Raw genomic sequence first — 17,629 nt, 5'->3', positions numbered from 1 at the left:
GTCTCCGTGGCCTTCCCCTACAAGCTCGTCGCGACCGACCTCGACGGCACTCTGCTCCGTGACGACCACACGGTCTCCGAGCGCACACGTGAGGCGCTGGCCGCGGTCACCGCGGCCGGCGCGGCGCACATCATCGTCACCGGACGGGCGGTGCCCTGGACCCGGCACATCCTGGACGACCTGGGGTACGACGGCCTCGCCGTGTGCGGTCAGGGCGCGCAGGTCTACCACGCGGGGGAGCACAAGCTGCTGACCTCGCTGACCCTGGACCGGCAGCTCGCGGGACTCGCGCTGTCCAAGATCGAGGCGGAGGTCGGTCCGCTCGCGCTGGCCGCGAGCCGGGACGGTCTCGAGGGCGAGGTGCTCGTCGGACCCGGCTACCAGGTGCAGGAGGGGCCGCTGCCCGCCCTCTTCGTGGACGACCCCGCCGAGATGTGGGCCGCTCCGCTGAACAAGGTCTACATCCAGCATCCGGAGCTCGGTGACGACGCCCTGACGAAGGCCGCGCGGCAGGCCGTCGGCAGTCTGGTGGACGTCGTCATGGCGGGCCCCGGTGTCGTGGAGATCCTGCCCCTCGGGCTGAGCAAGGCGACCGGTCTCTCACTGGCCGCCCGCCGGCTGGGGCTGAAGGCCGCGGACACCCTGGCCTTCGGTGACATGCCGAACGACATCCCGATGTTCGGCTGGGCGCAGCACGGTGTGGCCATGGCCAATGCGCATGACGACCTGAAGGCCGTGGCCCACGAGATCACCGCGTCGAACGAGCACGACGGCATCGCGGTCGTGCTGGAGGAGCTGCTCCGGACGGCCACGCGCGCGTAGAGCGCGGTCCGCCGGCCTGCGTCCTGACCGCGGGGCCTGCGGATGTCTGCGGCGGAGGATGCGCGGATCGAACGCGCGCGGGGTTTCGCCCCGACGACGGCTTAGCAAGCCGCTGCCTTACCACTCGGCCAATCCTCCGGGAGGTGGCCCGCGCGTCGCCGCACGGGGCCACCCGGGGTCCGGCTGATCACGGCAACGCAGTGCCTGGTGAGGCTACTGCGGTACCGGCTGCGGACCGCCCTGACGGGAACTCGACGGACTCGGACTGCCGGTCATCGTCGCGCTCCTCTCCCGGACTTCGTGGGCGCCGTGCACCCGTGCGCCTTCTCCCTCACTGTGCCCGAGGGCGCCGGCCGGGGGCCACTCCTTTTCGGCGGCCCCCGGACGGCCGCCCCTCGTCCGAGCCGGATGTCAGCCGAGCCCGCCCCGGCTCAGGTCCTTGAGCTGCCGGGCGACGTCGTCCATGCGCGCGTCGAGCCGGACGATGTCCTGCGAGACATCGGTGAGCCGGAGACTGATGGCCCCGACGACCTGGTGGGTGATGTCCAGCTTCCGGTCGAGGACGTCGAGCCGGTGCGACATCCTGCTCAGCACGGGACCGAGCTCCTGGAGCGCGTTGCCGACGCCGACGAGGCAGCCCTCGACGCGGGTGACCCTCCGGTCGAGCGAGGCGACGGACTCGCGGAGGTCCTCCTCGGCGTCCAGCAGATAGGTCCGGACACAGCGAGCGATGTCGCTGTCGCGAAGAAGCATGGCGATGTTGAGCACGGTCCTGCGGGTGTGGAGCCGTAGCTGAGTGGCTGCCTGTGGATAACTTCCCACCTCGCCCTCTCCCCATAGCGACATCATGTCGCTATGGAAGGATTGCAGCTCAGAGCCGCGCAGGACTCTCATGCCATTACTGATGAGCTCCTGCTGATGCCGATCGGTGAGCCTTCTCACCGAGGCTGTGGATACTTCGAAGTAGCGAGCCACGTCCTCTGTGCGAACGTGAACTCCGTCAGGGAGCATGACAAGGCTCTTGACCTTGTCGAGGACGTCGACGCGCCCCATCTGCTCCACACGCAGGGCATGCGATTCGAGCAGGGCGACTTCCGTGGGCATGGGCATGCCTTTCACACGTGGATACGAGGTGGACCGGCCCTGTCCCCGGGCCGCGAGGGCGGAGGACGCTCACGGTTGCCACTTGCTCTATGACCGACACGGCGGGCGCTGCCTCACCGGTGCCGGCAATCCCCGATTTCACGAAAGCTCGACGCCACGGATTCCAGTTGCCTCCACGCAGGCTGCACAACGAGCCGATAAACGTACAGTTACGCGTTTCACTGCCCGCATACAGAACAACCCCCGTCCACCGGACGGGGGTTGCGCGGGCCCGGACGCCTCTCAGACGGCCGGAGCGGGTGTCACTCCTCGCCGGCGAGCTTCAGCGCACGCAGCTTCTGACCCGCGTACCAGGTGGCGGCGACCGTGACGCCCACCAGCAGAATCGTCGCGAGCGGCAGGCCGACGTCCGAGGTGACCAGACCGTCTCCGGCGACCTTCTCGGCGACCGACAGGGACCACTGCTGCACGCTGAGCGTCCTGGCCCCGGGCACGAGGCTGCCGAAGAGCGCCTCCCACACCAGGGCGTACACCAGGCCGAAGACCACGGCGTGCCTACTGACCGTACCGAGCAGGAGGAACAGCGCGCTGTACGCGATCGAGGCGACCAGTGCCGCGATCGTGTAAGCCACGGCGATCTGGCCGCCGTTGCCGTTGAGGATCATGCCGGCGACGAACGTCGGCAGGGCCGAGAAGAGCATCGTCACGGCGATGGCGACGATCAGCTTGGTGAAGATGATGGTGGGCCGCTTCACCGGTTTGGCCAGCAGATAGACGATCGAACCGTCGTCGATCTCCGGACCGATGGCACCCGTTCCCGCGATGACACCGATCAGCGGCACCATCGTGGCGATGGCGAAACCGCCGAGCACCCCGGAGGCGACGTCGTCATCCGCCCCGGCGAACGCCCGTACCGCCACGGCGATGACCACCAGCAGCACGGGCAGGACGAACAGGATGGCGGCCCGGCGCCTGCCGAGCAGGGCCCGGTAGGTGAGCCGGGCGACTGTGGGGTCGTACATGACGCTTCACAGCTCCTTTCAGGCCACTACTCAGGCCGCTACGAGATAGGAAAAGACCGATTCGAGGGACTCGTCGGACGGAGAAACGGTCAGCAGCCGGATGCCGTGTTCGCGTGCCACCTTCGGCAGCAGCGTGGTGAAGCGCCCGAAGTCGACGGCCTGGATCCGCAGGGCCTGCTCGGTGAGATCGACCTCGATCCCCGCCGTCGACGGGTCCGCGATGAGTGCGGCCGCGAGGGCCCGGTCGTCGCTGGACCGCACGAGGTAGCGGTGCGGCCGGTCGGTCATGAGCCGGCGGATCTTCCGGAAGTCACCGGAGGCGGCGTGCCGTCCCGCCACGATCACCTCGATGTGCGAGGCGAGCTGCTCGACCTCCTCCAGGATGTGGGAGGAGAAGAGGACCGTGCGGCCCTCCGCACCCATCCGGCGCAGCAGTTCCATCAGCTGCATCCGCTGGCGGGGGTCCATGCCGTTGAACGGCTCGTCCAGGAGCAGCACGGAGGGGTTGTGGACCAGCGCGGAGGCCATCTTCACGCGCTGGCGCATGCCCTTGCTGTACGTGGAGATCTTGCGGTCCTGCGCGTACTCCATCTCGACGGTGGCCAGTGCCGTCCGAGCGGCGGCGTCTCCCAGCCCGTGCAGCTCCGCGTTGGCGACGACGAACTCGCGGCCGGTCAGGAAGTCGTACATGCCCTCCCGCTCCGGCACGATCCCGATGGCCTTGTAGACCGCCTCGTTGCGCCAGATCTGCGTGCCGTCGAGGGTGACCTTGCCCGTCGACGGGGCGAGGAAGCCGGCCATCATGTTGATCAGCGTGGACTTGCCCGCGCCGTTGGGGCCCAGGAGACCGGTGACGCCCGGTCCCACGGTCATGCTCACGTCGTTGACGGCGACGACGTTGCCGAACCAGCGCGAGGTGTGGTCGATCTCGATGGTGGTCACAGCCCGACCTTCCGGTAACGGCGCATCAGTACGGCGTACGAGCCGGCGACGAGTGCGAGGACGACGATCAGGTAGGCGACACCGGCGGCGGCTCCGGGGCCCTCACCGCCGGGGAAGGCGGAGGAGGCACCCAGGAACGCTGTCTGCACCCCGTCCACCAACGTGATGGGCGAGAACAGCCCCAGCCAGGTGATGGCACCGGTGGAGCCCGTCTCCCAGGCGATGGCCTGGACCGTGGAGACCGCGCCGTACGTGATGGTGAGCACGGCGATCACAGCGGCGACGCCGAAGCCCCGGCGCGGGGTCAGTGCGGCGACGACCAGTCCGAGCCCGGCGAACAGCACGGAGAGCAGCGCCACCGAGACCATCCCCTGCCCGAACCCCTTGGTCTGCTCGGCGAAGTCGAACTTGGCGAGCAGGGCGCCCACATAGAGGATGACGAGCGGCAGCCCGGTCAGGATGAGCAGGGCCGACGCCATGGCGGCGAGCTTGGCGATCACGTAGTCGAGTCGCTCGATCGGCCGCGAGAAGTACAGCGGCACGCTCTTGAAGCGCAGGTCCCTGGACACCGACTGCGGTGCCTGGGAGGCGATGAAGAGGCCGATCACGGCCTGCAGGTAGATCGCGAACGCCGTGTACTCGATGGGCAGCTTCGTCATGTTCGGCGTCGCCATGGCCACCGCGACAAGGATCAGTGCCACCATGCACATCACCCCGCACAGCAGCATCGGCAGCACCTTGGACTTGGCGGAACGGCCCAGTCCGAACGAGCCGCGCAGCGACTGCGAGAAGAGTGACCGTCGGGCGTAGGCCCGGCCCAGGCGGACCCCGTCGTACGAGCGGTACCCGATGTTGTGGATCCGGGAGGTGTCGCTCCCGGTGACGGTCCCGGTCTCAGTGCTCATCGCGACCGCTCCCCTTCTGCTCTCCGGCGCCGGCTGTCGCGGCCACGGCTGCCTGTGGTGCCTCTTCGGTGCGGAAGACCTCGGCGATGTGGTGGCGTCGCTGTTCCATCCGGATGAGACCGAGTCCGAGCCCGGCGACACTGTCGCGGACCAGGTCGTACGTTTCCTCGCCCGTCGCCTCGACCAGGAGGATGTGGCCGGCCCCGGGCAGACCCGCGGCGTCGAGGCCGTCGAGCCCCACGAGCTTGACGCCGGCCCCGGTGAGAGCCCGCCGCACGGCGTCCGTGCCGTCGGGGTGGTCGTCGCTGTCGGTGACCTCGACCGCCAGGGTCGTGGTGATCTGGGTGAAGTCGCTGGTGGAACTGGAGCGCAGCAGCGAGCCGCCGTCGATGACGACGACGTGGTCGCAGGTGCGCTCCAGCTCGCCCAGGAGATGCGAGGTGACCAGCACGGAGATGCCGAAGTCGGTGTGGATGCGGCGGATCAGGCCGAGCATCTCGTCGCGGCCCACCGGGTCCAGGCCGTTGGTCGGCTCGTCGAGAAGGACCAGCTGCGGGTCGTGGACGAGTGCCTGGGCCAGCTTCACCCGCTGCTTCATGCCGGTGGAGTAGCCGCCGATGGGCCGGTAGCGCTCCTCGTACAGGCCGACGTGGCGCAGTGTGTCGGCGGTGCGCTCGCGCGCGGCCGTCGGGGGCAGGCCGGACATCCGCGCCATGTGGACGACGAACTCGGTCGCCGACACGTCGGGCGGCAGGCAGTCGTGCTCGGGCATGTACCCGACGCGCTCCCGGATCGCGGCGCCTTCGGTGGCGACGTCCAGTCCGAGCACCGCGGCCCGGCCTTCGGTGGCGGGGGACAGACCCAGCAGGATCTTGATCAGTGTGGACTTGCCGGCCCCGTTGGAACCCACCAGGCCGGTTACGCCCGGTCCGATGTCCAAGGAGAGCCGGTCAAGAGCGGTCACCCGGGGGAACCGCTTGCTCAGGCTTTCGGTCGCGATCACAGTCACGTCCCCGACGGTAGTGGTGCGCGCCGGGGGAGTCGTCAGACCAGGCGGCTGGATGAGCGTCCGCCTCCAGGCGTACGGACCCGTAGGGGGACCCCACGGGGGATGACCCGAAACCGGCGAAGCCGCCCACATGCCGTGGTCCGCACGGCTCCCGGCAGGGGCTCACCGGCGTTGTCCACAGGGTCGGGGCATCCCTTGACGCGGCCGCCGGGGGTTGCCACATTCGTCGGTGTCATGTGACGGGCCGGTGCCGCAACAGCGGCACCGGCACCGGACGAGGGGGGCACCGTGGATCTGCGAGACGCGCGTGAGCGCTGGGTACGTACGGGCGGGATCGAGCTGTGCGTCGCCGAGCTGGGTGACCGGACGCGGCCGACGGTCGTGCTCGTGCACGGATATCCGGACAGCAAGGAGGTCTGGTCGCAGGTCGCCCACCGGCTGGCGGAGCGGTGGCACGTGGTGCTCTACGACGTCCGGGGACACGGCCGGTCGACGGCGCCCGCACCGCTGCGCGGGGGCTTCACCCTGGAGAAGCTGACCGATGACTTCCTGGCCGTCGCGAACGCGGTGAGCCCGGACCGGCCGGTCCATGTGGTGGGCCACGACTGGGGTTCGGTCCAGTCGTGGGAGTTCGCCACGGTCGAGCGGACCAAGGGCCGGATCGCGTCGTTCACCTCGATGTCCGGACCGTCCCTGGACCACTTCGGGCACTGGATCAAGCAGCGCGTCTCCCACCCGAGTCCGCGCCGGGTGGGCCAGCTGCTCGGCCAGGGTGCGAAGTCCTGGTACGTGTACGCACTGCACACCCCCGTGCTGCCCGAGCTGGCTTGGCGCGGGCCGCTCGGCAGACAGTGGCCCCGGATGCTCGAACGGATGGAACGGGTGCCCTCGGACGGATACCCGACGTCCTCGCTGCCGCGCGACGCGGCCCACGGGGCCTGGCTCTACCGTGACAACGTCCGGGCCCGCCTGCGCAGGCCGCGTCCGGACGCGACCGCCCACGTACCGGTCCAGCTGATCACACCGACCGGCGACGTCTTTCTCTCCGAGACGCTCTACGACGACCTGGACACCTGGGTACCCCAGCTGGTCCGCCGCACCCTGCCGGCCAGGCACTGGGTGCCGCGCACCAGGCCCGATCAGCTGTCGGCCTGGATCAGCGACTTCGTCTCCGGGTGCGAGGCGGAGTCCTCGCACGACGGCCCGCCCGTGCAGGAGACCGTCGCCACGGGCGCCCACGCGGAGCACTTCGGCGGCCGGCTGGTCCTCGTGACGGGCGCCGCTTCCGGCATCGGACGGGCCACCACGCTCGCCTTCGCCCGCGCCGGGGCGCGGGTGGTGGCGGTGGACCGGGACGCCGGGGGCGCGGCCCGGACGGCGGACACGGCCCGTCTGATCGGCGCGGCCGCGGCATGGAGCGAGACGGCGGACGTCAGCGACGAACAGGCGATGGAGAAGCTGGCGGAAAAGGTCGCCTCGGAGTACGGCACAGTCGACGTCCTGGTGAACAACGCCGGTATCGGGCTGTCCGGTTCCTTCCTCGAGACCACGAGCGAGGACTGGCGGAACGTCCTCGACGTCAACCTCTGGGGCGTCATCCACGGCTGCCGCATCTTCGGCGGGCAGATGGCCGACCGCGGCCAGGGCGGCCATATCGTCAACATCGCCTCGGCTGCGGCCTATCAGCCCTCTCGGGCGCTTCCCGCGTACAGCACGTCCAAGGCCGCCGTCCTGATGCTGAGCGAATGCCTGCGGGCGGAGCTGGCCGAGAAGTCGATCGGCGTCACCGCGATATGCCCCGGCTTCGTCAATACCCCGATCACCTCGACGGCTCGTTTCGCCGGAGCCGACGAAGCGGACCAGGCACGCCTGCGGAAGCGCGCGACCCGCCTGTACGCCCTTCGCAACTACCAGCCGGAGAAGGTGGCTGACGCGATCCTGCGCGCCGTGGTGCACAACCGAGCGGTGGTCCCCGTGACCGCGGAGGCCCGCGGATCCCGGCTGCTGTCGCGCTTCAGCCCCGGGACACGGCGTGCCCTGGCCCGTCTGAAGCCACCACTCTGACAGCACGGCCGAGTTCGCCGCGCCGGGCCCGTAACGACCGTTGAGGAGGGACGGGTTCAGAGCTTCGGGGCGACCCGCCGCCAACAGCGGTCTCGGCGCCGGGGCTTGCAGCTGGTTCTCCGCACCTGACGCCTGCGCCGAGGCGGTTGGCCCAAGCCATCGCGCTCCTGTGTTCAGCGGCCCAACGCGGCCATCCATAGCTGCATTTACCCACAATGGACACAAGATGTCCCAAAATGATGCATGTTACTCAAAAGCCGCTATCCGCCCGGCACTTGTCCACAGAATCGCCAAAACACCTGTGGATAAACCGAGTTGGCTGTGGATCAAACCTGGGCAGGGTGACGGACACCAAAACTTCCGACACATAACCAGGTGCACCGCGAGCCAGTCGGCGGGCATTCTGGCGCGATGGACGCACAACGCACCGTAATGGTGTCCAAGTACCTCTCGAAGCACCTGCGGCACCAGCCGGACCGCATCGGAATCAGCCTCGACGCCCACGGCTGGGTCTCCATAGAAGAGCTGCTGCGGGCCTGTGCCCGACACGGGTTCGCCATCTCACGATCGGAGCTCGACCACGTCGTCGCGGCCAGCGACAAGCAGCGCTTCGCCGTGGCCGACGACCGCATCCGCGCGAACCAGGGGCACACCGTCGCGGTGGACCTGGACCTGGCACCGGCCGAGCCGCCCGCGTACCTCTACCACGGGACGGTGGCACGGGCCCTCGACGCCATCCGTAACGAAGGACTGCGGCCCATGGCCCGGCACCATGTGCACCTCTCGCGCGACCGCGAGACTGCCACCCGTGTCGGCGCCCGACGCGGTGCCCCCGTCGTCCTGTCCGTCGACGCGGGCGCCATGCACCGTGCGGGTCATCTCTTCCATGTCACCGCCAACGGCGTGTGGCTCACCGATGCCGTGCCGCCGGGCTTCCTCCGCATGCGGTAGGAGGCGTGCCGTCGCAGGCCCGCCACGGCCGCACTCCGCGGCTCGCTGCCCCGCAGGCGGCCCAGGCCGGCGCGAAGACCCTCCAGGCGCCCACTCCCCTTCGAGATCGCCCCGGCCCGCCCGGCCCCGTCGCGGCGACCACCGTCGCCCGGCCCCGTCGCGGCGACCACCGGCGCCCGTCCCCCGGTGCCGCATCAGCCGTCGCGGGCGCCCCGCAGCGGTCCCGGAAACGCCACCGTAGAGTCGTGGCCATGACCTCCTCTCGCCGCCTGAGCACCGTGATCCTGCCCATCCGCCGCTGGCACGACGGCGGTCGGGACCTGTGGGTCCGCGCCGAAGAGCTGGGATTCCACGCGGCGTACACCTACGACCACCTGGCCTGGCGGACCTTCCGTGACGGACCGTGGTTCGGCGCGGTCCCGACACTGACGGCCGCCGCCGCGGCCACCGAGCGGCTGCGCCTGGGCACCCTCGTCACCTCGCCGAACTTCAGGCACCCCGTGACGCTCGCCAAGGACCTCATCACACTGGACGACGTCTCCGACGGGCGGATCACGCTCGGTATCGGCGCGGGAGGCAACGGCTTCGACGCCACGACACTGCGCAGGAGCGACGAGGAACCCTGGACGCCCCGGGAACGCGCCGACCACTTCGACGAGTTCGTCCCCCTGCTCGACCGGCTGCTCCGGGAGCCGTCCGTGACGCACGAGGGACGCCTCTACGCGGCCGACGGGGCCCGGAACATCCCTGGCTGCGTACAGCGCCCGCGGCTGCCGTTCGCAGTCGCCGCCACGGGGCCGCGTGGGCTGAAGCTCGCCGCGCGGTACGGCCAGGCGTGGGTGACCACGGGCGATCCGAAGCTGTTCGAGACCGGGACGGCCGAACAGTCCGTGGCAGCCGTCCGCGGACAGATCTCCCGGCTCGGCGCAGCCGGTGAGGCGGTGGGGCGGGATGTCTCGGGGCTGGACAAGATCCTCCTGACCGGCTTCACCCCGGGCCGTCCGCTGCGCTCCTTCGACGCGTTCGTGGATTTCGCGGGGACGCACTTCGAGCTCGGCTTCACCGAGATCGTCGTCCACTGGCCGGTGCCGGACTCCGACTTCGCCATGGACGACAAGGTCTTCGAGCGGATCGCCACCGAGGGCCTCTCCCAGCTCGGCTGACCGTTCCGGCCCGCGACCACGCCGGATCGCGGGCCGCCCAGCCTTTGTCATATGCCAAAGTCACGTACCGCAGATCAGGGGCTCACACTCTCAGATGTGCGCCCCTGCGCACGACCGTGCGACCCCGTGCGGGAGAATGACCGGGTGACCTCAGCTACCGACTCGCCTCTGCCTGCCGTAACCCGGCTGATCGCCACCGACCTGGACGGCACGCTGCTGCGTGACGACAAGACCCTGTCGGACCGTACGATCGCCGCCCTCGCCGCGGCCGAGGAGGCGGGCATCGAGGTCTTCTTCGTCACCGGCCGCCCGGCCCGCTGGATGGACGTCGTCAGTGCCCATGTCCACGGCCACGGCATGGCGATCTGCGCGAACGGGGCCGCCGTCGCCGATCTGCGGGCCGACGGGCGACTGATCGAGGTCCACCCGCTGGAGCGCGAGGTCGCCCTGGAGGTCGTCCGTATCCTGCGCGAGGTCGCGCCGGGCACCTCGTTCGCCGTCGAACTGACCACGGGCATCCACTACGAGCCGGCCTACCCGCCGTTCCACCTGGACCCGGGAGCCACCGTCGCCGTCGCGGAGAAGCTGCTCCACGAGGAGGCGCCCGGTACCGGCGCCCCGGTGCTGAAGGTGCTCGCCCACCATCCCGAACTGGCACCGGACGCCTTTCTCGCGCTGGCCCGCGAGTCGGCGGCGGACCGGGCATCGGTCACCCGCTCCAGCCCCACGGCCCTGCTGGAGATCAGCGGCGCGGGCGTCTCCAAGGCCCGCACGCTCGCCGCCTGCTGTGCGGAGCGCGGCATCGCGCAGTCCGAGGTGGTCGCCTTCGGTGACATGCCCAACGACGTGGAGATGCTGGAGTGGGCCGGAGCCTCGTTCGCCATGGGCAACGCCCATCCTGCCGCGCTCGCTGCCGCTTCCGGCGTGACCCTCACCAACGACGAGGACGGCGTCGCGGTCGTCATCGAGCGGATCCTCGCCACCCGCTGAGGCCGCCTGCGCGGCGTCCCGGGGTACGGGCGGGCGGAACGGGCCCGGACGACAGCGGGAGAAGCCGGCCGGGAGGGTCGAGGGACCACCCGGAGGCCGGGGTGCCTTCCGTGAGGACGACTCGGCGGGGCGGCGGCCCGGCGTAGGGAAACGGGGCGGCGTAGAGAGACGGCTCGACGTAGAAGGACGGTCCGGCGTACCGCCCTCGCATCAGAGCGGGGCCTCCCACACCACCGTCGTGCCGGCGCCTTCCTCCCCGGGCCCGTAACGGCTCGCTCCCCCCAGCGACTCAGCACGGCGGGCGAGGTTGCGCAGTCCGCTGCGCCTCCCGCTGTCCGGGATGCCGACCCCGTCGTCGGCGACGCACAGCCGCACGGCGTCCCTCCCGTCCGGCAGGACGGCGGTCGCGTCCACGCTCACCTCGACGTGTGAGGCCCGTGCGTGCCGGAAGACGTTGGACAGCGCCTCCCGCAGGGCGGCGATCAGGTTCTTGCCCGTGAGCTCCCCGACGAGCGAGTCGACGGGCCCCAGGAAACGGTGCGTCGGCTTGAACCCCAGGGGCACGGCCGCCATGTTGATCTCCCGAAGCACCCGGGTCCGCAGTCCGGACGGGGCCTCGGCCGGCTCCTGCTGCAGCGCGAAAATGGCCGTACGGATCTCCTGGATGGTCACGTCCAGTTCGTCGACGGCCCGTCCGACACCGGCCTGCACCCCGGGGACCGCCGAGCGGCGCTGGGCCCGCTCCAGCATCATCCCCGTGGCGAACAGACGCTGGATGACCAGGTCGTGGAGGTCCCGCGCGATCCGGTCCCGGTCCTCGTACACGGCGAGCCGCTCCCGGTCCCGCTGGGTCTCGGCCACCTTGAGGGCCAGCGCGGCCTGCGCGGCGAACTGCGTGGCCAGCGTCCGCTCCGACTCCGTGAAGGGCCGCTCACCCCGCTTCCGGAGGATGGAGAGCGCGCCCAGCACCCGTCCGCCGCTGCTCAGGGGAAGCAGCATCTGCGGTCCGAACCGATCGGCCAGCCTGGTGATCACGCGCGGGTCGGTGGCCGCGTCGTCCACGAAGACCGCCTCCCCCCTGCGGAGAGCCGCGACCACAGGGCTGTGAGCCGGAATGATCACGCCCAGGGAGGTGGACGGCTGGTCGCCGGCGCCGGCGACGATCTCCAGGCCCCCCTCCTCGGCCGGCAGCAGCACGATCCCCGCGGCGGAGCCGGCGAGACGACGAGCCTGCTCGGCGACGACGGTCAGCGCGTCTTCGGCGTCCCCGCCCGACAGCAGTGCCGTGGTGACCGCGACCGAGCCGTCGATCCACCGTTCGCGCTGCCGCGCGGCCTCGTACGTCCGCGCGTGGCCGATGGCGATTCCGGCCTCCGTCGCGAGCACGCTCAGCATGTGCAGGTCGTCGTCGTCGAACGGCGCGCCGCACCGCTTCTCCGCCACGTAGAGGTTCCCGAACACATCGCCCCGGACCCGGATCGGGACTCCGAGGAAGGTCCGCATCCTCGGGTGGGAGCGCGGGAAACCGGCCGAGCGCGGGTCGGCCGAAAGATCGTTCAGCCTGATGGGGACCGGGTCCCGGATCAGCGCGCCCAGGAGACCCGTACGGCCGTCCGGCGGGCGTCCGATGGCGTGGGCGACCTCGTCGGGCACCCCGTGGGTGACGAAGTCGGAGAGGCTGTCGCCCGGTTCGTCGACGACGCCGATGGCACCGTAGCGGGCGTGGGTGAGTTCGGCCGCGGTCGCGCAGATGCGGTCGAGGGTGGAGCGGAGCTCCAGGCCCGTGCCGACGGACCTCGTGCCTTCCAGCAGCTGCGGGACGCGTGCGGTCAGCTCCGCGGCGAGCCCCTGAAGGCCTCCGTCGTCCTGTGTCGCGGCTCCGGGCGAGTCCTTCGGGTCCGGCTCGGCCATGAACCGAGCCTAATGAGTGGCCATCGGTCCGGAAAGTCGGACGCCCGGTCGGCCCGCCGTGTCAGGGCCGCGCAGATGCAGCCACGTGCTCCTCCGCGACCGGCCGCGCTGTCACGGCCCTCACCGGCACGGGCGCCTGCTCGCGTTCCAGCATCCGGCGCAGCGGCCCGTCCTGCGCGGCCAGAGCGGCGTACGGCCCCTGCTGCACCACTCTGCCCCCGTCCAGCACCAGAATCTCGTCCACGGCGTCGAGTCCGGCCAGCCGGTGCGTGATCAGCACGGTGGTCCTCCCCCGCGTGGCGGCCAGCAGGTCAGCGGTCAAGGCGTCCGCCGTCGCCAGGTCGAGGTGCTCCGCCGGCTCGTCCAGGACGAGAACGGGGAAGTCGGCGAGAAGCGCCCTGGCCAGGGCGAGCCTCTGCCGTTGTCCGCCCGAGAGGCGGGCACCGTGTTCGCCCACCGGGGTGTCCAGACCGTCCGGCAGGGACTGCACCCAACTCAGCAGCCGGGCCCCGGCCAGCGCGTCCCGCAGCTCGTCGTCCGTCGCCCCGGTGCGCGCGAGCCGCAGATTCTCCCGGATGGAGCTGTCGAAGACGTGGGCGTCCTGGGCACACAGTCCGACAAAGGTCCGGACCGTGTCCCCGTCCAGCGCGGACGCCTCGACACCACCGAGGCGGTACGTCCCTTCCCGGGCGTCCAGGAAGCGGAGCAGGACCTGCGCGAGCGTGGTCTTTCCCGATCCGGACGGGCCCACGACGGCCACCCGCTTCCCGGCGGTCAACGTCAGATCGACCGAGGCCAGCGCGTCGTGCCCCGCCCCCTCGTACCGGGCCGACAGCCCTCGTACGGCGAGCGGGAAGGGCGTGCCGGGTGTCTCCGCCGGCGTGACGGGCTCACGGACCGGCACGGGGGCGTCCAGGACCTCGTACACCCGCTCCGCACTCCGCTTGATCCGCTGGCGGTACTGCACGGCGAGCGGCAGTCCCGTCACGGCCTCGAAGGCCGCGAGCGGGGTGAGGACCACGACGGCGAGCTCCACGCCTGCCAGCCGTCCGTCGTACACCGCGGGAAGGGCGACGGCTGCCGCACCCACGACGGTGAGTCCGCAGAGCAGGGCGGAGAGCCCACCGCCGAGTGCGGTCGCGGTCGCCGCGCGGGAAGCGATCCGGGTGAGGGCGGCGTCGGCCCCGCGCACGAGCTCCTTGCGTGCCGGCAGCGCCCCCGCGACGGTCAGCTCGGCCGTCCCGGCCAGCAGATCGGCGACGCGGACGGCCAGTGCGGACCGTGCGGGCGCCAGCCGGCGCTCGGCGTGCCAGGCGCACGCGCCGCTCACCAGTGGTACGCCCACGCCCGCCAGGAGCAGGCCGACGGCCAGCACGGCGCCCGCCTCGGGGAGCAGCCAGCCGGTGAACCCGACGGCCGCCGTCCCGACCGCGAGCGCGGTTCCCGCGGGCAGCAGCCAGCGCAGCCAGTAGTCCTGCAGCGCGTCCACGTCGGAGACGAGCCGGGACAGCAGGTCGCCGCGCCGTGTCGTACGCAGTCCGGCGGGCGCGATGCGTTCGAGCCCGCGATACACGGCGACCCTGAGCTCCGCGAGCATCCTGAGCACCGCGTCGTGCGACACCAGCCGCTCCGCGTAGCGGAACACCGCACGCCCGGTACCGAAGGCGCGGGTCGCGGTGACGGCGACCATCAGATAGAGCACCGGCGGCTGTTCCGAGGCGCGTGAGATCAGCCATCCGGAGACTGCCATGAGGCCGACGGACGAGCCCACGGCGAGGCTGCCCAGCAACAGGGCCAGTCCCAGCTTGCCGTGCTGGGCACCGGCGGCCTCCCGGACCCGGGCGAGCACCCGTCCGCCGGCCCGGGGAGCCGTGTCCTTCAGCAGCCCCGGGTCCGCCGCCTCCGTACGCCCGCCGGCGGCCGGGGCTCCCGAGCCGGCCGGGACCCGCGAAGGTGCCGCAGCGGCCCCGGGAGACCCTGCGGCCCTCGGCTCCAGGGTCACCACCCGGTCCGCGACCGAGAGCAGTGCCGGACGGTGCACGACCAGCAGGACCGTGCGTCCTACCGCCAGCCTCCGTACGGCATCGACGATGCCCGCCTCCGTCTCCCCGTCCAGGCTCGCCGTCGGCTCGTCGAGGAGCAGCAGGGGACGGTCGGCGAGGAACGCCCGTGCGAGCGCGAGGCGTTGCCGCTGTCCGGCGGACAGTCCGGCCCCGTCCTCCCCCAGCAGGGTCCGCGGGCCGTCCGCGAGACCCGCCACGAAGTCGTACGCCCCTGCCTCGCGCAGCGCCGCCATGACCGCGTCGTCGTCCGCGTCCGGGCGCGCCAGCCGTACGTTCTCCGCGATCGTCCCGGCGAAGAGGTGCGGACGCTGGGGGACCCAGGCAATCTGCTCGCGCCAGCGTTCGGCGGAGAGGCCGGACAGGTCGGTACCGCCGACCAGCACCCGTCCCTCGTCGGGCTGCGCGAATCCCAGCACCACGCTCAGGAGCGTGGACTTGCCCACTCCGCTGGGACCGACCAGGGCGACGGTCTCTCCTGGCTCCACCACCAGCGATGCCGAGTCCAGGGAGGGCTCGGTACGGCCCGCGTGCCGGACCGTGACACCCTCCAGCTCCAGCCGCGGTGACGGCGGAACGTCCCCGGACCCACGGGCCGGGGGCTCGGTCTCCAGCACCGAGAAGATCTCCTCCGCGGCGGAGAGTCCCTCCGCCGCCGCGTGGTACTGGGCCCCGACCTGGCGGATCGGCAGATATGCCTCGGGCGCCAGGATGAGGATGACCAGGCCGGTGTAGAGGTCGAGTTCGCCGTGGACGAGGCGCATCCCGATCGTGACGGCGACCAGGGCAACGGAGAGGGTCGCCAGCAGCTCCAGGGCGAAGGAGGACAGGAACGCGATCCGGAGCGTCTTCAGAGTGGCCTGACGGTACTGCGACGTGATGGCGCGGATCGATTCGGCCTGCGCCTTGGCACGCCCGAAGACCTTCAGTGTCGGCAGCCCCGCGACCACGTCGAGGAAGTGTCCGGAAAGCCGCGACAGCAGCTGCCACTGACGGTCCATCCGCGACTGGGTGGCCCAGCCGATCAGGATCATGAAGAGCGGGATGAGCGGCAGCGTGACGACGATGATCGCGGCCGACACCCAGTCCTCGGTGACGATCCTGGCCAGGACCGCCACCGGCACCACGACCGCGAGCCCGAGCTGCGGGAGGTAGCGCGAGAAGTAGTCGTCCAGCGCGTCGACACCCCGTGTGGCCAGAGCCACCAGCGAACCGGTGCGCCGCCCGCTCAGCCATTCCGGGCCGAGCTCCGCGGCCCGCGCCATGAGACGTCCGCGCAGCTCGGACTTGACCGCGGCGCTCGCCCGGTGAGCGGCCAGCTCGGTCAGCCAGGCCACGAGGGCCCGGCCCAGCGCCACGGCGGCGAGCAGGAGCAGCGGGGTGCGGAGTCCGGCGACGGTCAGTCCGTCCTCGAAACCGCCCACCACCACCTCGGCGACGAGCATGGCCTGCGCGATGACCAGGGCAGCACCGACCAGCCCGAGTCCCACCACGGCAGCCAGGAAGAAGCGAGTGGCGCGGGCGTAGCGAAGAAGGCGCGGGTCGATCGGTTTCACGTGAAACAGCTCCCCGGGTGAGCTCGTGGCGTTCGGTTACTCGGTGAGGCGCGTACGGATGCGGCTCTCGTGTCCGGGGTGCGCGTGCGGGTTCGGAGCACGCGCACCCGGTGCTTTTTCAGTGCGGATCGGCGATGTGCTGTGTGCCGATGCGCTTGCGGAACACCCAGTACGTCCAGCCCTGGTACAGCAGCACCACTGGAGTGGCGATGCCGGCGCACCACGTCATGATCGTGAGGGTGTACGGGGTGGACGAGGCGTTGGTGACCGTGAGGTTCCACGCCTCGTTCAGCGAGGACGGCATGACGTTGGGGAAGAGGGTCAGGAAGAGCATCGCCACGGCTGCGGTGATGGTCAGGCCCGAGAGCGCGAACGACCAGCCCTCGCGTCCCGCCGCGATGGCCCCGATCGCCCCCACCAGCGACAGCACGGCGACGGTCATCGCCAGCAGGCTCCAGCCGTCGCCGTTCTCCGCCTGGGTCCAGACCAGGAAGCCCAGCGCGAGCACCGCGGTGACCGGACCGAGCTTGAGCGCCAGCGTGCGCGCCCGCCCCCGGATGTCCCCGACGGTCTTGAGCCCGGCGAACACCGCACCGTGGAAGGTGAAGAGCGTCAGCGTGACCAGTCCGCCCAGGAGGGCGTACGGGTTGAGCAGGTCCCAGAGGTTGCCGACGTACTCCATGTCGGCATCGATCTTCACTCCGCGGACGATGTTCCCGAAGGCCACGCCCCAGAGGAAGGCCGGTATCAGCGAGGTCCAGAAGATCGCGTGTTCCCAGTTGGTCTGCCAGCGCTCCTCGGGGCGCTTGGCCCGGTACTCGAAGGCCACTCCCCGCACGATCAGGCACAGCAGGATGACCAGCAGCGGGAGGTAGAAGCCGGAGAACAGCGTGGCGTACCACTCGGGGAACGCGGCGAAGGTCGCGCCTCCGGCACTGAGCAGCCACACCTCGTTGCCGTCCCAGACCGGCCCGATCGTGTTGATCAGGACGCGCCGTTCCTTGCGGTCACGGGCGAGCAGCTTGGTCAGGACTCCGATGCCGAAGTCGAATCCCTCCAGGAAGAAGTAGCCGATCCAGAGGACGGCGATGAGCACGAACCAGACGTCGTGGAGTTCCATCTCTCAGCTC

General features: G+C 70.9%; 13 protein-coding genes and 1 tRNA gene. 5 read left to right on the top strand and 9 right to left on the bottom strand.

The genetic code is table 11. The features are described from left to right. Positions 1–6: 6 nt before the first annotated feature. Complete coding sequence (locus tag OG927_RS16620) at positions 7–822, top strand: HAD family hydrolase (RefSeq protein ID WP_056793569.1); 816 nt, start codon at positions 7–9, stop codon at positions 820–822. A gap of 52 nt (positions 823–874) precedes the next feature. Here OG927_RS16620 and OG927_RS16615 read toward each other — a convergent pair. The 6 genes from OG927_RS16615 to OG927_RS16590 all read right to left on the bottom strand — a co-directional run bounded on the left by OG927_RS16615 (position 875) and on the right by OG927_RS16590 (position 5,759). Then, positions 875–960: transfer RNA gene (locus OG927_RS16615), tRNA-Ser, on the bottom strand. Positions 961–1,233: 273 nt separating this feature from the next. Next, positions 1,234–1,926 carry a hypothetical protein gene (locus tag OG927_RS16610; protein WP_056793570.1) on the bottom strand — a complete coding sequence of 231 codons (693 nt, stop codon included), beginning with the start codon at positions 1,924–1,926 and terminating at the stop codon, positions 1,234–1,236. 302 nt (positions 1,927–2,228) lie between these two features. After that, positions 2,229–2,948: an ABC transporter permease subunit gene (locus tag OG927_RS16605; protein WP_056793111.1), complete on the bottom strand. Its 720-nt coding sequence runs from the start codon at positions 2,946–2,948 to the stop codon at positions 2,229–2,231. 30 nt (positions 2,949–2,978) lie between these two features. Next, positions 2,979–3,890, bottom strand: coding sequence for an ABC transporter ATP-binding protein (locus OG927_RS16600; protein WP_056793112.1), 912 nt, complete (start codon positions 3,888–3,890; stop codon positions 2,979–2,981). Further along, positions 3,887–4,795, bottom strand: a complete 909-nt coding sequence (locus OG927_RS16595) for an ABC transporter permease (RefSeq protein WP_124281841.1) — start codon at positions 4,793–4,795, stop codon at positions 3,887–3,889. Before OG927_RS16595 ends, OG927_RS16600 begins: the two co-directional genes overlap by 4 nt. Further along, positions 4,785–5,759, bottom strand: a complete 975-nt coding sequence (locus OG927_RS16590; RefSeq protein ID WP_241191937.1) for an ABC transporter ATP-binding protein — start codon at positions 5,757–5,759, stop codon at positions 4,785–4,787. Before OG927_RS16590 ends, OG927_RS16595 begins: the two co-directional genes overlap by 11 nt. 333 nt (positions 5,760–6,092) lie before the next feature. Between OG927_RS16590 and OG927_RS16585 the strand changes: the two genes are divergently transcribed. The 4 genes from OG927_RS16585 (at position 6,093) to OG927_RS16570 (ending at position 10,972) form a co-directional block, all read left to right on the top strand. Next, positions 6,093–7,868, top strand: a complete 1,776-nt coding sequence (locus tag OG927_RS16585; protein ID WP_330320374.1) for an SDR family oxidoreductase — start codon at positions 6,093–6,095, stop codon at positions 7,866–7,868. A gap of 411 nt (positions 7,869–8,279) precedes the next feature. Continuing rightward, positions 8,280–8,819 (top strand): RNA 2'-phosphotransferase, encoded by a 540-nt coding sequence (locus OG927_RS16580; RefSeq protein WP_330320373.1) that lies wholly within the window; start codon positions 8,280–8,282, stop codon positions 8,817–8,819. 251 nt (positions 8,820–9,070) lie between these two features. Next, positions 9,071–9,982, top strand: coding sequence for an LLM class flavin-dependent oxidoreductase (locus OG927_RS16575; protein WP_124281844.1), 912 nt, complete (start codon positions 9,071–9,073; stop codon positions 9,980–9,982). A gap of 144 nt (positions 9,983–10,126) precedes the next feature. Beyond that, positions 10,127–10,972, top strand: a complete 846-nt coding sequence (locus OG927_RS16570; RefSeq protein ID WP_056793118.1) for a Cof-type HAD-IIB family hydrolase — start codon at positions 10,127–10,129, stop codon at positions 10,970–10,972. Between the two features lie 210 nt (positions 10,973–11,182). Here the strand turns inward: OG927_RS16570 and OG927_RS16565 are convergent, their stop codons facing one another. The 3 genes from OG927_RS16565 to cydB all read right to left on the bottom strand — a co-directional run bounded on the left by OG927_RS16565 (position 11,183) and on the right by cydB (position 17,619). Continuing rightward, a complete protein-coding gene (locus OG927_RS16565; protein ID WP_056793119.1) occupies positions 11,183–12,883 on the bottom strand; it encodes a GAF domain-containing sensor histidine kinase in 1,701 nt (566 codons plus the stop codon). Between the two features lie 61 nt (positions 12,884–12,944). Next, a complete protein-coding gene (gene cydD / locus OG927_RS16560; protein WP_330320372.1) occupies positions 12,945–16,499 on the bottom strand; it encodes a thiol reductant ABC exporter subunit CydD in 3,555 nt (1,184 codons plus the stop codon). Positions 16,500–16,617: 118 nt separating this feature from the next. Beyond that, a complete protein-coding gene (cydB, locus tag OG927_RS16555; RefSeq protein WP_056793121.1) occupies positions 16,618–17,619 on the bottom strand; it encodes a cytochrome d ubiquinol oxidase subunit II in 1,002 nt (333 codons plus the stop codon). Positions 17,620–17,629 lie beyond the last annotated feature (10 nt).

The organism is Streptomyces clavifer (assembly GCF_036345975.1).
GTDB classification, from domain to species: Bacteria; Actinomycetota; Actinomycetes; order Streptomycetales; family Streptomycetaceae; genus Streptomyces; species Streptomyces clavifer.
This window is presented reverse-complemented; position numbering and strand designations above follow the sequence as displayed.

What these genes read in the sequence shown, in the direction of transcription:
- OG927_RS16575 (WP_124281844.1), top strand. Translation starts at nt 9,071, where the DNA reads ATGACCTCCTCTCGCCGCCTGAGCACCGTGATCCTGCCCATCCGCCGC.
- OG927_RS16595 (WP_124281841.1), bottom strand. Translation starts at nt 4,795, where the DNA reads ATGAGCACTGAGACCGGGACCGTCACCGGGAGCGACACCTCCCGGATC.
- cydB (WP_056793121.1), bottom strand. Translation starts at nt 17,619, where the DNA reads ATGGAACTCCACGACGTCTGGTTCGTGCTCATCGCCGTCCTCTGGATC.
- OG927_RS16580 (WP_330320373.1), top strand. Translation starts at nt 8,280, where the DNA reads ATGGACGCACAACGCACCGTAATGGTGTCCAAGTACCTCTCGAAGCAC.
- OG927_RS16605 (WP_056793111.1), bottom strand. Translation starts at nt 2,948, where the DNA reads ATGTACGACCCCACAGTCGCCCGGCTCACCTACCGGGCCCTGCTCGGC.
- OG927_RS16565 (WP_056793119.1), bottom strand. Translation starts at nt 12,883, where the DNA reads ATGGCCGAGCCGGACCCGAAGGACTCGCCCGGAGCCGCGACACAGGAC.
- OG927_RS16610 (WP_056793570.1), bottom strand. Translation starts at nt 1,926, where the DNA reads ATGCCCACGGAAGTCGCCCTGCTCGAATCGCATGCCCTGCGTGTGGAG.